At 54.7% G+C, this 13,652-nt stretch carries 15 protein-coding genes and 2 pseudogenes; 8 read left to right on the top strand and 9 right to left on the bottom strand.

Features of this window, described 5'->3' with window-relative positions; all coding sequences use genetic code 11:
- Positions 1 to 405: 405 nt before the first annotated feature.
- A complete protein-coding gene (locus tag ACU4F7_RS10575; RefSeq protein WP_481638622.1) occupies positions 406 to 1,143 on the bottom strand; it encodes an alpha/beta fold hydrolase in 738 nt (245 codons plus the stop codon).
- Between the two features lie 45 nt (positions 1,144 to 1,188).
- Here ACU4F7_RS10575 and ACU4F7_RS10570 point away from each other — a divergent pair.
- From ACU4F7_RS10570 to ACU4F7_RS10560, 3 genes and pseudogenes are all read left to right on the top strand, one after another.
- Positions 1,189 to 1,440: pseudogene (locus ACU4F7_RS10570) on the top strand (EamA family transporter); the annotation flags it as partial.
- Positions 1,441 to 1,460: 20 nt separating this feature from the next.
- Entirely contained in the window at positions 1,461 to 2,348 is an 888-nt protein-coding gene (locus tag ACU4F7_RS10565; protein WP_481638621.1) for an oxidoreductase, read from the top strand.
- A gap of 91 nt (positions 2,349 to 2,439) precedes the next feature.
- Complete coding sequence (locus tag ACU4F7_RS10560) at positions 2,440 to 2,967, top strand: hypothetical protein (protein WP_481638620.1); 528 nt, start codon at positions 2,440 to 2,442, stop codon at positions 2,965 to 2,967.
- Positions 2,968 to 3,100: 133 nt separating this feature from the next.
- On the opposite strand, the gene ACU4F7_RS10555 is transcribed toward ACU4F7_RS10560, so the two are convergent.
- The 3 genes from ACU4F7_RS10555 to ACU4F7_RS10545 form a co-directional block, all read right to left on the bottom strand.
- Positions 3,101 to 3,511, bottom strand: a complete 411-nt coding sequence (locus ACU4F7_RS10555) for a hypothetical protein (RefSeq protein ID WP_029592868.1) — start codon at positions 3,509 to 3,511, stop codon at positions 3,101 to 3,103.
- A gap of 174 nt (positions 3,512 to 3,685) precedes the next feature.
- Positions 3,686 to 4,087, bottom strand: a complete 402-nt coding sequence (locus ACU4F7_RS10550; protein ID WP_024559266.1) for a hypothetical protein — start codon at positions 4,085 to 4,087, stop codon at positions 3,686 to 3,688.
- Positions 4,084 to 4,650, bottom strand: coding sequence for a hypothetical protein (locus tag ACU4F7_RS10545; RefSeq protein WP_481638619.1), 567 nt, complete (start codon positions 4,648 to 4,650; stop codon positions 4,084 to 4,086). Before ACU4F7_RS10545 ends, ACU4F7_RS10550 begins: the two co-directional genes overlap by 4 nt.
- Before the next feature lie 299 nt (positions 4,651 to 4,949).
- On the opposite strand from ACU4F7_RS10545, the pseudogene ACU4F7_RS10540 reads away from it, so the two are divergent.
- Positions 4,950 to 5,390 (top strand): annotated as a pseudogene (locus tag ACU4F7_RS10540) (efflux RND transporter periplasmic adaptor subunit); the annotation flags it as partial.
- A gap of 153 nt (positions 5,391 to 5,543) precedes the next feature.
- Here ACU4F7_RS10540 and ACU4F7_RS10535 read toward each other — a convergent pair.
- A complete protein-coding gene (locus ACU4F7_RS10535; RefSeq protein WP_349951645.1) occupies positions 5,544 to 6,203 on the bottom strand; it encodes a YecA/YgfB family protein in 660 nt (219 codons plus the stop codon).
- A 254-nt stretch (positions 6,204 to 6,457) separates the two neighbouring features.
- On the opposite strand from ACU4F7_RS10535, the gene ydgU reads away from it, so the two are divergent.
- Together ydgU and ACU4F7_RS10525 are read left to right on the top strand one after the other, a co-directional pair.
- Positions 6,458 to 6,535, top strand: coding sequence for a small membrane protein YdgU (ydgU, locus tag ACU4F7_RS10530; RefSeq protein ID WP_459208636.1), 78 nt, complete (start codon positions 6,458 to 6,460; stop codon positions 6,533 to 6,535).
- Between the two features lie 101 nt (positions 6,536 to 6,636).
- On the top strand, positions 6,637 to 7,455 hold the full coding sequence (locus ACU4F7_RS10525; RefSeq protein WP_029592862.1) for a trypsin-like serine peptidase: 819 nt from the start codon (positions 6,637 to 6,639) through the stop codon (positions 7,453 to 7,455).
- On the opposite strand, the gene ACU4F7_RS10520 is transcribed toward ACU4F7_RS10525, so the two are convergent.
- The 3 genes from ACU4F7_RS10520 to mdtJ form a co-directional block, all read right to left on the bottom strand.
- Complete coding sequence (locus tag ACU4F7_RS10520; RefSeq protein ID WP_481638618.1) at positions 7,408 to 9,621, bottom strand: putative bifunctional diguanylate cyclase/phosphodiesterase; 2,214 nt, start codon at positions 9,619 to 9,621, stop codon at positions 7,408 to 7,410. The genes ACU4F7_RS10525 and ACU4F7_RS10520 overlap by 48 nt on opposite strands.
- Positions 9,622 to 9,753: 132 nt before the next feature.
- Complete coding sequence (mdtI, locus tag ACU4F7_RS10515) at positions 9,754 to 10,080, bottom strand: multidrug/spermidine efflux SMR transporter subunit MdtI (protein ID WP_481638617.1); 327 nt, start codon at positions 10,078 to 10,080, stop codon at positions 9,754 to 9,756.
- Positions 10,070 to 10,423 (bottom strand): multidrug/spermidine efflux SMR transporter subunit MdtJ, encoded by a 354-nt coding sequence (gene mdtJ, locus ACU4F7_RS10510; protein WP_029592858.1) that lies wholly within the window; start codon positions 10,421 to 10,423, stop codon positions 10,070 to 10,072. Before mdtJ ends, mdtI begins: the two co-directional genes overlap by 11 nt.
- A gap of 592 nt (positions 10,424 to 11,015) precedes the next feature.
- Between mdtJ and ACU4F7_RS10505 the strand changes: the two genes are divergently transcribed.
- Positions 11,016 to 11,933, top strand: coding sequence for an SDR family NAD(P)-dependent oxidoreductase (locus tag ACU4F7_RS10505; protein ID WP_481638616.1), 918 nt, complete (start codon positions 11,016 to 11,018; stop codon positions 11,931 to 11,933).
- Positions 11,934 to 12,258: 325 nt separating this feature from the next.
- A complete protein-coding gene (umuD, locus tag ACU4F7_RS10500; RefSeq protein WP_024555448.1) occupies positions 12,259 to 12,693 on the top strand; it encodes a translesion error-prone DNA polymerase V autoproteolytic subunit in 435 nt (144 codons plus the stop codon).
- Between the two features lie 89 nt (positions 12,694 to 12,782).
- Here umuD and ACU4F7_RS10495 read toward each other — a convergent pair whose 3' ends face one another.
- A complete protein-coding gene (locus ACU4F7_RS10495) occupies positions 12,783 to 13,544 on the bottom strand; it encodes a DeoR/GlpR family DNA-binding transcription regulator (RefSeq protein WP_029592856.1) in 762 nt (253 codons plus the stop codon).
- Between the last annotated feature and the right edge of the window lie 108 nt (positions 13,545 to 13,652).

Raw genomic sequence — 13,652 nt, 5'->3', positions numbered from 1 at the left:
CTGGGTCTGCGACACACCCGCCAAGCCAGACATCATCAAATATGACAGGGCTTGAGGGTGTATTCAGCAAGTGAAACTGGCTGAAGAATATGCGTTGCTAACCGGAGTGGCACTAATAGAAACGTCTTATTCAGGGCAGGCTCCACCCAGGAGAAAAGTCTTACCCGGTAGTTTCATTAGCGGAGTTCATTGTCGATGACGGTTTTGCGACGGTCTGAACGCCGCCCCCTGGTTTCGCTGCAACATGTTTTCCAGGATATTAAAACTGCGCGGCGCATTGCTTATTAAATGATGTACATACGAAGATATTGCTTTTCAATTGCTGCTGACAGTGAGCTAACGGCCATGCGCCAGAAACGGACAAGGCGCAACTCAACAATATTACGCGCTGAGCAACAGGTTAATTCAAAAAGACAAACACCGTTCAAACGCAGAACATGTTTTTTTATATAACGCTTGTGAACGCATTACGTTTTCCCAAATAGTATTATGGCCAGCCCCGGAAATAGTCAGCAGTTCCTTTCTGCAAGCGCGAGATGCGCAAGCCACGAGTTTATCGGGTATTTCAGCCGGAATAATTGCGTCATTCTCTGCGGCAATCACAAGCAAATTCCCGGTGAACTCTGCGGCTATCGACCAGGCGTCCGTTTCTTCCCAGCTTCGGAACTTGCGTATAATTTCAGAAAAATCAGGACCGAATTTAACCTTACAGGCTAACGTTGAATAAACGCCAGGGACCATGAGGATAAGAGAGTGGAGTTTGATTGTTTTACTAAGATGCAGAGCGTTATAGGCTCCCATGCTTACCCCCATACAGCCTGTAATAGGTTGATCATGAAAAGCAATAACCGCTTTTGCCTGCATAGTACGGCTAAAAAGAGAAGACGCATGAATATCACCGCCTGTCTCACCATGACCTATAAAGTCAAATAGCGTCGTGCCAAAGCCTAACGTGTCCATCAGAGCACGATATTTATAGAAAATCTTTCTGTCTTTACCGCCGCCATGGAGCATCAGGATATGTCCATTACGCCCGAAAGTACTTTCAGCACAAATCGTCGTCCCCTGGAAAGGCACCTTGAAAGAGCGGCTTAACATCATAAAGGGATATTTTTTGAAGTATTGATTTCTTTGTTTTATCAAACATGATAGTCAACTGCAATCCAGCGCCAACCGGAACCGTCTGCCGACGCCAGCAGCCTGCTGCGCTGGCGGCCAGGGCTTATCGCTGCGGCGGGCGGCGGCCTGATTTCGCTGCTGGCGTACGGCATTATTATTTACGCCATGGCGAGCGCGCCGCTGGGGGCCGTGTCGGCGCTGCGTGAAACCAGCGTGCTGTTTGCCGCGGCACTGGGTTAGCTGGTTCTCGGCGAAACGCTGACGTGCAGAAAAATAGCGGCGTGCACAGTGATTGCCGCTGGCACACTGATAATGGGTTAAGTCAATCAGGAGAACTAACGATGTCACATCCGACAATAGCGTTGATTGGGCCTGGGGCGATTGGCACGACCATCGCCGCGATGCTGCATGAAGTGGGCCGCACGCCGTTACTTTGCGGGCGTTCCGCGCATCAGCGCTTACTTTTGCGTTACGACGAGGCCGACATCGTTGTTCCAGGCCCGGTGTTAAACTCTCCGACAACTCTCAACTCGCCCTGCTTTCTGGTCTTTGTCGCCGTGAAAACCACGCAAAACGCCGACATCGCCGGCTGGCTAAGCGCGCTGTGCGATGAAAACACGGTCGTCTGCGCGCTGCAAAACGGCATCGAACAGAAAACCCAGCTTGAGCCCTGGGTCAATGGCGCAACGGTGTTGCCGTCAGTGGTCTGGTTCCCGGCTCAGCGCGAGCCGGATGCGTCGGTCTGGCTGCGTGCCAAACCGCGTCTGACGCTGCCGGATCTCCCGCAGGCAAACCGTGTAATTGATGCACTGAGCGGCTCGCGCTGCGCAGTCGAGCTGGCGGCGGATTTTTCCTCCGTCGCCTGGCGCAAGCTGCTGCAAAATGCCGTTGCTGGTCTGATGGTGCTTGCGAACCGCCGTGCCGGCATGTTCTCACGTGAAGATATCGCCGGACTGGCTCGGGCGTATCTGTATGAGTGTCTCGCTGTCGCCCGTGCCGAGGGGGCGGTGCTGGACGACGGGGTGGTGCAGGAAATCATTGTGAATTTGCAGCGTGCGCCTGCGGATTTAGGCACCTCGATTCTCGCCGACCGTCAGGCCAACCGCCCACTGGAGTGGGACAGCCGCAACGGCGTGATACAGCGCTTAGCTCAGGCGCGCGGCATCGCCGTACCCATCAGCGATGTGCTGGTTCCCCTGCTGGCGGCTGGCAGTGAAGGGCCGGGTTAACGCGCAGAAGCAGCCGGTTCATAAACCGCTATCTGTCAATAGCATCTTTAACCGGGACTGTTGGCGCTACTACAGTTAAATAGAATATCCTATGAAAGAGCTTATTAAAGCGCGTTTACTTCTGGCGGACCTGAAAGAAATCGATAAGCATTATGAAGAGACAGGTTTTAGCACTATGACAAGTATCGTCATGTTTAAACAGGTGCTTATCGCTACGGCCAACCTGGTTGATTTTGAACAAACAATCAAGCCGCTTTATGCTAAGCATCGCCACCTGTCAGCCTCATACAGCGACACAGCCAGAGAGTTTGAGTTTGCTAAGTACCTAAGAAATAAATTTGTCGGACACATCAAGCCCGAGCTTATTGAAAAAGCGGTAGAATGGCGGCCTGAACTAAATTACCTGCTCAAGAGAGACGATGCGCAGAGCATGTATTTCATGAATTTATTTGTCCTGGAAACAGCCATAAATACCTATGTTAACGTTGATGGAACCCATAAAGTTTTTGATTCCAACATAGACCTGATTTACACGCCCGATCTGGACAGGTTCGTCGTTTTCCTGACTGGTATTGTCAAAGCGGGTATAGCCTATCTTCAAAGCTCATCGCGACACTGAGCGAAGACATTCAGTTCCCTGATGAAAATAAAATGGATTTGAAACTATGGGTTGCCGCAGGCAGGACGGAGTTCAAGTTCATCAGAAAATAGACTTGCCATATAATAACTTCCGATATCCATACTGATCCTTATTAGCGCTGGCCTGGGAATAACGGATATTGCGGGCCGTATTCGTAGTCGTGCGGGCCTGGCTCAACTGTCCAAAAAGGACGCCCGCTAATGGTCTTCGGGCCGCGCTCGTTTACGATGTCCTCTACGTCTTGGATATGATCCGGCATTGTTGCCAGTAAAATTTGATCTTCGGGTGTCAGCGTCACAGTTGCACCGTTGAGACGGCTATAAAGATCGGCAAACTTTTTACCCGTGCCGTGTAATCGGTGCTCCGCTACGCTGCGAATTGCATGCAAGTCCAGCTCCGCCGCTTCCATGCGATCCATGTATAACTGCATTTCCTTACGTAGTGCGCTCAATTCGCGGGCTTTAATAAATCCGTATGCGTACCCGCTCAGGGCGATAACTACAATGATTGCTGAAACTGCCATTTGTTTACTCTCCAGTGGTAGCTGTCTTTTCGGCTCTGCGTCTCGTTGATGTGGTAACAGGGCGCAGTTTGGAGGTGTGCTAAACGTATAATAATTTGCGATATCCAAACTGCCCCCCAAATAGTGCCTGAACAGCATAAAGCCGCTTGTATACCAAACACACTTAAGGCCGGGTTATTCCGTAAAGGTCAGCAAAACCGAGCTGTCCGTTTTAGCTATAAAGGCGCTTATTGAACTTCCATCCTTAACCCAGCGTTTACCGAAAACAGGATCGTCGGATTGACGGTAGCCTAACGATATCAGGTAGTTTTCCAGCGCGCTGGTGGCAACGTCCGGCTTATACTCAATTTCATCAACTTGCGGTGAGTTGCCGTCGGCAGCACGGTAATGAATAACGCGAGCGTCATCCAATTGCGGCGCACTTTTGATTGAATCCGGCGCAAGTAATTTGAATTTCAGCCAGTCCGTCTTTGTGTAATCGGCACTGTCAGAAAGCATCACTGAGCCAATCTGGTAGAGTGGAACCATAAGCAGAATGATAACGGCTATAAGTGCGCCCTTTAACTTTATGCTCATTTATATTCCCTCATGGGCGCATTCCCAATATTCATATGCGCCCCGTTATTGGTTATCACCTTCACCGCACCGCCAGAAAAGCTATTGTAAGGGGTAATAGAGGTCATAAACGCAGGGAGTGAACCAAAATAAGGTTTAGCGTTGTTGCCTGCTGTTGGGGCCGGGAAAAGGAGCGGGCGAAACATCTTATTTTTGTAATTCCCGATAGGGCCATAGTGATCCCATCGCTTGAGCGCGTCCTCTTTGCTGACAATCCGTAACTGCGCGAAATAATTCATTGGCCGTACTACGCGGTAAAACCCCAGCAGGTCCGATACCAGGTCTTCTGCGCTGTATCCGCTATCCGTTGTCCAGCTAAAGGGTAAAGACGCCTGAAGAGATTCAAATTGCGTACCCGTTCGCATCATCATTGCCAGAACTATGCTGTGTTTGACCTGTTGGCTTAATCCTTTTCTTACCGACCAGCGGATATGGCGCCCTATCCCCACTGCGTGACGAAACTTATACATCGACTGCGAATAAATCACCTCGTAGTCGCTTGCGCCTTTCTCGCCAGCCTCCATTTACGCTAGCGTCCTGCGAATGTCTTCCCCACCATCATGACCTAAATCTATCCAGCCCAACACTTCCGAATATACCAGGCCGAATTTGGCTACTGGCAGCTTAGAAAGCTCAATGATATCCCCTCTTTTACTCACCGGTTTTCATCCATTATCGCGGTTGGTTTATTGTACGTTTGCTCGGATTATAAAGAATGCAACCCGCTCTATTTCAGATAAATCTCACCTATGGTGTAAGTGCTTTACCGCAACTGTTTGCTGGTAAAGCAGCGTTAACTTCTGCGCTGGTTAGCCGTGTTCCGGCGGCGCTGGAACTGGCGCAGCTTAATTTAGCGCATGCCACCGTTCGGTCGCCGGTTGCGGGCTATGTCACCCATCTTCGGCTGCGCCCTGGCGACTACGCCACGGCGGGAGAAACCAAAGTCGCCATCATTGATGCGCACAGTTTCTGGGTAGTGGGCTATTTCGAAGAGACCAAACTGCGTCATATTCGCGTGGGCAACACGGCGCACATTTCGCTGATGGGCCAGGCGCCAGCGATTGCGGGTCATGTGGAGAGTATCGGTCGCGGAATCGGTGACAACAATGACGAGACGGGCGGGCTCGGCCTGCCGGATGTCGAACCGACATTTAGCTGGGTGCGGCTAGCGCAGCGCATCCCGGTTCGCATTCATATAGACACGTTGCCGGAGGGTGTCGAACTGGTCGCGGGGTTATCCGCCAGTATAGCCATCACGCCATAACAAACGTCATCTCTCCTTCGACGGTTTTCGGGGCAGGCGGCCTGAATAACCTATGCTGGCTCTCTTTAAAAAGAGTACGCCTCCGTCGCCGAACGACAGAGGCGTTCTTGCAAAGCCAGGCGTGCAACAAGCCTGGCCCGACGCCGCCGCGGCTTAATGCAGGCAGCAGTTTTTATACTTTTTGCCGCTGCCGCACGGGCACGGGTCGTTACGGCCCACTTTCGGTTCGGCGGTCACCGGCGTTTGCCGCATTTCAGGCTGCGAGCGCCAGTACTGATAGAGCTGCAACGCGGCCGGTCCGATGGCTTGCTGGCTCTGCTCGTACGCCTGCTCCGTCATCTGCTCAAGCGTTTGCACATTCTCTTGCTGGCCGTGCAGGGCGATGGCGTCCAGCGCCGGTTTCATCTCCTGTGCAAGCGTTGACCAGTCGTCCAGCGCCACGCCGCGCATATAGCCGAAACACCAGTCTTCCACCACCACATACTCCCGGCCGTTTTCTTCACGGTAGCCAAACAGCGGTTCGAACTGGTCCGGCGCATCGCTTAGGCGATCGGCGATATCGTTCATATGCTGGAACGTCAGGTTCATAAAGCGCGTCATCTCGCGCTCGGAAGACCAGCGCGGGATATGCTTCTCGCCGCCCCACAGCGCCGTCAGCCACTGTTCGGGCTCTATTTCACGCGGGCCGGAGAGCAGCGCCGTGAGCATGCCGTCCAGCTCAGACACATCCAGCACGGAATCGTCGTTGCCATATTTCGCCAGCAGCTCGTCCAGCCACTCCAGCTCTTTTTCGTTAAGCGGACCTTGATTCATAAATCTGCCTCCTCAGGCGTGTTGACCTTTTTTCGGCATCTGCCGCTTTCCTGTTAAAACGGGCGGGATGATAAACGCATTGCGCCACAGAGAAAAGGCGGGCGGCTCAACGCGTTGCGGTTGTACATATCGTTACAGGCCGATACCAATCTCTCACTGAAGCCGTCCGCCCCGCCGCTTATAGTCTGACCCTACGCCCGCGCTTGCGGGCATACCGCGTTCGCGGTTATCGCGTATTACAGGAGGCCGGAATCATGCGCCGTTACCGGTTTGAGTTCATTCTGACGTTACTGATTCTTTGCGGCGTGATTGCTGGCGTTTTCTATTTATAAGCGGGCTAGTGCGCTGATTTTATTCCCGCTTTCACCGCGTCCCGTCTATAGTTACAGGGCAGGGTTACTTCTATAATCATAATTGCCCACCAGAGAGTGATATGCATAAAACCGTTGTCTTATTGCTGGGAACGTTTTTTCTGCCGGTCTTTTTCGCCAGTGCGGATGTCGGCGAAGCGCCGGAGGCGACAAATGAGATCGCCACGCTTTTTTTTGGCCATGACGACCGCGTGCGCGTTGAAAAACCCACCGACGCGCCGTGGGACGCTATCGGCCAGCTGGAAACCGAAAGCGGCAACCTGTGCACCGCCACGCTTATCTCCCCTCACCTTGCCCTGACCGCCGGCCACTGCCTGCTGACGCCGCCGCGCGGCAAAATCGACAAACCGGTGGCGCTGCGCTTTGTCTCGCTGAAGGGGCGCTGGCGCTACGAAATCCATGATATTGAAGGCCGGGTTGAATCGTCGCTGGGGAAGCGTCTGAAAGCGGACGGCGACGGCTGGATCGTGCCGCCTTCCGCCGCGCCGGATGATTTCGGCCTGATTGTGCTGCGCAATCCCCCGTCCGGCATTACGCCGCTGCCGCTGTTCACCGGCGATCGCGACGCGCTGACCGAGGCGTTAAGCAAAACGGAGCGTCGCGTTACCCAGTCGGGTTACCCGGAAGATCATCTGGAAACGCTCTACAGCCACCGTGATTGTCTGATAACCGGCTGGGCGCAGCGCACCGTGCTCTCTCACCAGTGCGATACCCTGCCCGGCGACAGCGGCTCGCCGCTGATGCTCAATACCGGGACAGGCTGGCAGCTTATTGGCGTGCAAAGCTCCGCGCCGGCGGCAAAAGACCGCTACCGCGCCGATAACCGCGCTATCTCAGTGACCGGCTTCCGGGAGCGCCTCGAGGCGCTCGCCAGCCGCTAGCGGTTTATCGCCCTGCTCCCGGCGCAGGCGCAGCAGCGCCTCTATCGGCATCGGCTGGCTGAAATAGTACCCCTGCAGCGCGTCGCAGCCCGCCTGCCGCAGCAGATGCTTTTGCTGCGCGTTTTCCACCCCTTCGGCGGTAACCGCCATGCCGAGCGCGGTGGCGATGCGGATAGTGCCGCTCACCAACGCGGCGGCCTGCGGGTCGCTATCCACCCGCCCCGCCAGGGATTTATCAATCTTGATGGTATCGAAGTTAAAGCGCCGCAGATAACCGATGCTGGAATAACCGGTGCCGAAGTCATCCAGCGCGATGGCGGTGCCGAAGCTTTTCAGGTTGGCGATGGCCGCCGCCGCCCGTTCCGGGTTCTCCAGCACGTACGTTTCTGTCACTTCCAGCTGCAAACGCGCCGCCGGGAAATGGTTCTCGCGCAGCCCGCGGGCAACCTTGTTTTCAAACTCCGGGTCGCGAAACTGGGCGGGTGAAATGTTCACCGAAAGCTTGAGATCGTAAAGCGGCTGCAGATCGCGGCAGGCGCGGCGCAGCACAAATTCCCCCAGCGCGTGGATAAGCCCGCAGGTTTCGGCGATGCCGATAAACGTATCGGGCGGCAGCGGCCCCGCCGGGCGGCGCGGCCAGCGCATCAGCGCCTCCACCCCCGCCATTTTCTCGCTGCAGGCGTCAACGATGGGCTGATACCAGACTTCAAACTCATCCCGCTCCAGCCCGTTGCGGATCTCGTTTTCGACGCGAAGCTGGAACTCGCGCACCCGGTTAAGTTCCCCGTCATAATGCATCACCCTGCTCTTGCCGTTGAGCTTGGCGTGATACATGGCGATATCGGCCCGGCGAAACAGCTCTTTACTGGTGCAATCCTGCAACGAGCCGGAAGCGATGCCGATGCTGGCGCTAAGGTGAATGGCCCGCTCCCCCAGCCGCACCGGCGCGTTCAGGCTTTCAAGCACCTTATTCGCCCAGGCGACGGCTTTTTCATGCGCCGCGTCTCCCTCCTGCAACAGGGCGAACTCGTCGCCGCCCATGCGCGCCAGCATGCCGCCTTCCGACACGTGCTGGCGAAAGGTATCGGCAAGCGTGACAATAAGCTGGTCGCCGGTATCGTGGCCGTAGATATCGTTGACATCCTTAAAGCCGTCGAGATCAACGAACACCACGCTTATCACTTCGCTTTCCGCGCGCTGGCTGCTTTGCTCCATCCGCTCTATCAACGCCCGACGGTTCGGCAGGCGGCTTAGCCAGTCCAGACGCGCCACTTCCCGCGCCTTTTTCTCGCCGCGCGCCAGCCGATAGAGCCCTACGCTGCTGAATAATATAAACAGCAGGATCAGCCCCACGGCGGCGATCACGATTTGAATAAAATTGCCGGAAGAGGCTTTCGCCGCTTCGGCGCCCGGCTGCGTGGGCCGCCAGTGCAGATAGCCAAGCGTTTCCCCCGCCGCGCTTTGCAGCGGCACGCTGGCAGGCGACATTTTTTGGGCACTAAAAGTCAGGTCCGACGCCTGGAAGGTTTCCCCAAGCTCGCGCAGCAGCCCGGGGTTGACGTGACGGGTAAGCAGTAAATAGCGCCGCGTCCGTTCTCCTGCCTGCAACGGCCCGACTACCGGACGCACCAGGCCAATCGCCACGAAGGCGACGCCTTCCCGGGTGCGCGTGATTCCGGAATAAACGACCTTCTTATCGCGCAGCGAACCGGCGTGCTGGCGGATAATCGCCCCCAACCCCTGGCCGAAAAAATCGAGCCGCTTTTCGCTTGCCGTAGCGCCCCTGAATGCGCCCCAGAGTATGTGGAAATGTTCATCGAGAATAAACGTGCCGTCATAGAGGTTGCCGACTTTAAATCCGGCGCCCCAGGTGCTGTAAAGCCAGCTTTCATTAAGCGCGGGACGATAGAGTTCTCTCGCGGCGTCGTCCCAGACGGCGTTATCGATGACCAGCGCCGACATTTTATTGACCGTGGTCTGAATGGCGCCTTTTACCGAAAGCGCGGTGCGATGTTCGTCTATTTCGTTCGTTTTGCTGCTGATTAAGTTGAGTGAAAGGTACAGCAGCGCCACCACGGAAACAATCAATCCAACGCCCGACAGAAATATCATCACAAAAAGCGCCCATGCGCTGGGCACCATACGACCCCGGAACGGCTGATGCATCGGTTTTCTTTTTCTCGCTTCCGATAACTTTTTCAGAATTCATATATATACATTAGCAAAACATCGTTCCAGCTAATCTAATTTACCGTCAGCGAGACGTTTCGCCGTCACGGAGTTCTGACGGCGATCACATCAGGCGAGCTTAATCACCACCATACCGACCAGCAGCAGCGCAAGCCCCGCCCAGCCTTTGCCGTTAAGACGCTGGCCAAACAACACCCAACCCGCCGCGACAGTCGCGGCGATGCCAAAGCCGCCCCACAGGGCGTAAGCCACTGACAGTTCGATGCCTTTTACCGCCTGCCCGAGCGCCGCGAAGGCGCAAAGCACCGCCGCCAGCGACAGCACGCCATAAACCGGGCGGCGAAAACCGTCTGAAAGCTTAAGCCAGATATTGGCGATAATTTCGAGCGCGATAGCCACCAGCAGCCAGGCGCCATGGATCCATTCAAAGACCATGCTGCACCTCCTGCACTTTTTGCTGTCGGGTGCCGGTTTTAATCAGCGCAATTCCGCAAAGTAATATCACCAGCCCGATAATTTTATTTGCCGACAGGCTCTCATTAAATAACAGCACGCTGAAAAGCGTAATTAACACGATGCCGACACCTTCCCACATGGCGTAGGCGACGCCGAGCGCAATTTTTTTAACCGAAAAGGCGAGCAAAATATAAGAGAGGGAAATCATCACCATCATTAGAATAAAACCTGCCGGCGAGTCGCCCTGACTTGCCCATTTTAATGACAGCGTGCCGGTTATTTCAGCCACAATGGCCAGTGCTAATAAAATCCAGTAAAACATGCTTTCTCTCCTGCTTGAGAAGCGCGCCTGTGACCTTTCGCCACAGGGCAAAAATCGATAAAACTACGCGATAAGCCGCATCGCCAGACGGCGCGGGCAGAAGAGAAAGTGACTACAGCGCGCTGCGCCAGTGCTGCTCGCCGTGATGAAGAGAAAATGAAAGTGAAGAGGTGAAAAGCGAAGCGTTCTTCCTGAATAACCTGCTCATATAAATTCAATTTATCCGCGATGTTGCTTCTCGTCGTTGCGGATGAAAATTGTCTCCGGTAGTTAAACACGCCGTAATTAATAACATGCGGCTTTGCTTAACTCAACTGTCTTGCATTTCTTTACGTTTGAGTTATTTCTCAATTAAGCCTATTATTTTGTTAATATCCTTTTATAAAAATGTTTTTGTCAGGCTTTTTAGGTTTACTTTTTTCAGCACCGAGGATTTCCGTTCGTTTTTCCCCTGTGTTTTTTAACATCTCGCTGGACGCGCTTTCTCTTTTTCGCCCCGCTCATCTTTTGCGCAGACAACTAAACTCAATGAGATAGTTTTCAGGGCGCGCCGCTGCGGGGCTCCTTATTTTTCCTTTTTCGAGGTTGGTTTATGGTCAGAAAAAATCTGGTTAACGCCACTATCGTCATTACGGGCGCCTCCAGCGGTTTTGGGCGCGGCGCGGCGATACGGCTGGCGGAAATGGGCGCAAACGTGGTGCTGGCCGCCCGGCGCAAGGCGGAGCTTGAAGCGCTCGCCGCCGATATCGCCGCCTCTGGCGGCAAGGCGCTGGCGGTGGCGGTGGACGTAAGCGACCCGGAGCAGGTAGCGACGCTTGCAGACAGCGCCATCCAGCGTTTCGGTCATATCGATATCTGGATAAACAACGTTGGCGTGGGGGCGCTGGGCTTTTTCTGGCAGATCCCGGTCGCCGACCACGCGCGGCTTATCGACGTCAATCTGAAAGGGCTTATCTACGGCGCGCATGAAGCTATCAATCATTTTATTTCGCAGGGGTTTGGCGTGCTGGTTAACGTAGGCTCTGTGGACAGCGAAGTGCCGCTCGCCTACCAGGCCTCTTACGCCGCGTCCAAAGCGGCCGTGCTGAGCCTGAGCCGCACGCTGAATGAAGAGCTGCAGCTCAATCAGTTCAAAGAGATCAAAGTAGCGACCGTCATGCCCTGGGCGGTAGATACCCCCTGGTGGACGCATGCCGCTAACTATACCGGCCACGCGCCGCGCATGGCGGCCATGGATGACCCGAAAATCGTCATCGACGCGCTGGTGGAGGCCTGCCTGAACCCGAAAGAAGAGATGCCGGTAGGCTGGAAAGCCCACGCCTCGACGATTTCCCACAACCTCTTTCCGGATACGACGGAAAAAATGTCGGCCAATGTCGCCCGACGTTCAATTGAAAAAGCGCAGTCGCAGCCGCACAGCACCGGCGCGATTTACGAGCCGATGAAAGGCACGGCGACGATTGAAGGCGGCATCCGGGCGCGGATGAAGCAGGAGGATGAAAAGAAATAAGCTTTCAGGGAAGCAAGCGACCGCCGCTGCGGTCGCTGAACGGACGCGGCGCTTTACGCCGCAATGCCCCTTTCATAAATACGCCATTAAACCGGCAGCGCTGTTTTCGCCCGCCCGTTAAGGCGAAAGTAAATATGCTTTTCGTCTGATAACCCGCCGCTCAAAATAGTGCCGCGCGTTTCTCTCTTTTTTATCGGCGACTTTTTGCTTTTCATTTCAAACGGTTAGTTTTATCGGCTGACTAAAGCGAAGCGGCAGCCATTGCTAATCGCGGTGAGCCAATTATACTGGTTATACATACAGTATAAATAATCAGGCCGTTAATATGGATTGGTATAAGATTGACGCCTCCGCTTCACTTGATTTGCCGTTTTACTTAGAACGGATTTCCGCCGGCTTTCCCAGCCCGGCGCAGGATTATCTGGATGGCGCGATTGACCTGGTGCGCCAGCTGGTCCCGCATCCTTCCGCCACCTATGTGCTGCGGGTTACGGGAGACTCCATGCGCGACGCCGCGATAGTTGAAGGCTCGCTGCTGCTGGTGGATTTCAGCCTGCAGCCGCGCCATGGGGATATTGTGGTCGCCCGTCTGGATGACGGTTTTACCGTCAAGCGGCTGCAACTCTGGCCCCGCCCTCGCCTGTGGCCGGAAAACCCCGCCTACGCCCCGATCCCGCTGCATGAAAATGCGAACGTAGAGATAATCGGCGTGGTGACAACGGTTATTCAGACGCTGCAAAACCCGGTGCGCGCGCGTTAGCATGCCGGGGCGTTCGGGCAAGGGCGACCTGAAAGGGCCAAACGGGAGGCGAGGAATCGTCAGACGGCGCTGTTTGCCCGCCGCGGCCCTCAGACCTCAACGGAGCGTAATTTATCGCCGTAAGCGCCCGTCGTTTTCTCGCTTTTCTTTTTGTCGGTGATAATCATATCGATGTCATCAATGCCGCAAACGTGCGAAAGCGCGCGATAGCCGATTTTCGATGAATCCGCCAGCACCACCCGCGTTTTGGCCGCCTTAAGAATGGCCATTTTTGTTGGCAGCTCAATGGCATTGACGTTAGTGATGCCCGCTTCGGGATGCACCCCTTCGGCGCCAAGAAAGGCCCAGTCGGCGTAAACCTCGCCGAATTTTCGCGTGGTGTCCGGGCCCACCAGGGTATAGGAATTGCCAACGACCGCGCCACCGGTGACGTTCAGGTTAATGGCCGGATACTGGCTTAACAGCATCGCAATGTTCAAATCGTTGGTGATGACCGTCAGGTTCTTTTTGCTGGTGAGCTGTTCGGCCAGTTCATAGACCGTTGAGCCGTTATCCAGAATCACCGACTCCCCATCCGCAATAAGCGAAGCGGCATATTTACCGATGGCCACCTTCTGCTCATGATGACGATGTTTACGGATGCTGTAAGGCGTATCCTGCTCTTCCGATAAGAGAACGGGCAGCACGCCGCCATGCGTCCTGATAATTCGCTGCGTTTTTTCCAGATGAATTAAATCCCGGCGGATCGTTGAGCTGTCCACAGCAAAGGCTTCCGCCAGCTGGTTGGCATTCAGATAGCCCGTCGCACTCAGCAGGGAAAGGATCTTCTCCCGTCGCTCTTTTGCCTGCATTACTCCCTCCCTTGCACAGTTAAGTGCAGTCGATTTTACCACATTATTCAGCCGGGTAGCCCTTGCGCCCGCGCTTTTACCGAGTTGCCTCACAAATCAGTAATAAGT

The organism is Franconibacter pulveris (assembly GCF_056780215.1).
Note: the sequence above shows the minus strand (reverse complement) of the source record. Positions and strands in the feature narration are given on the sequence as shown.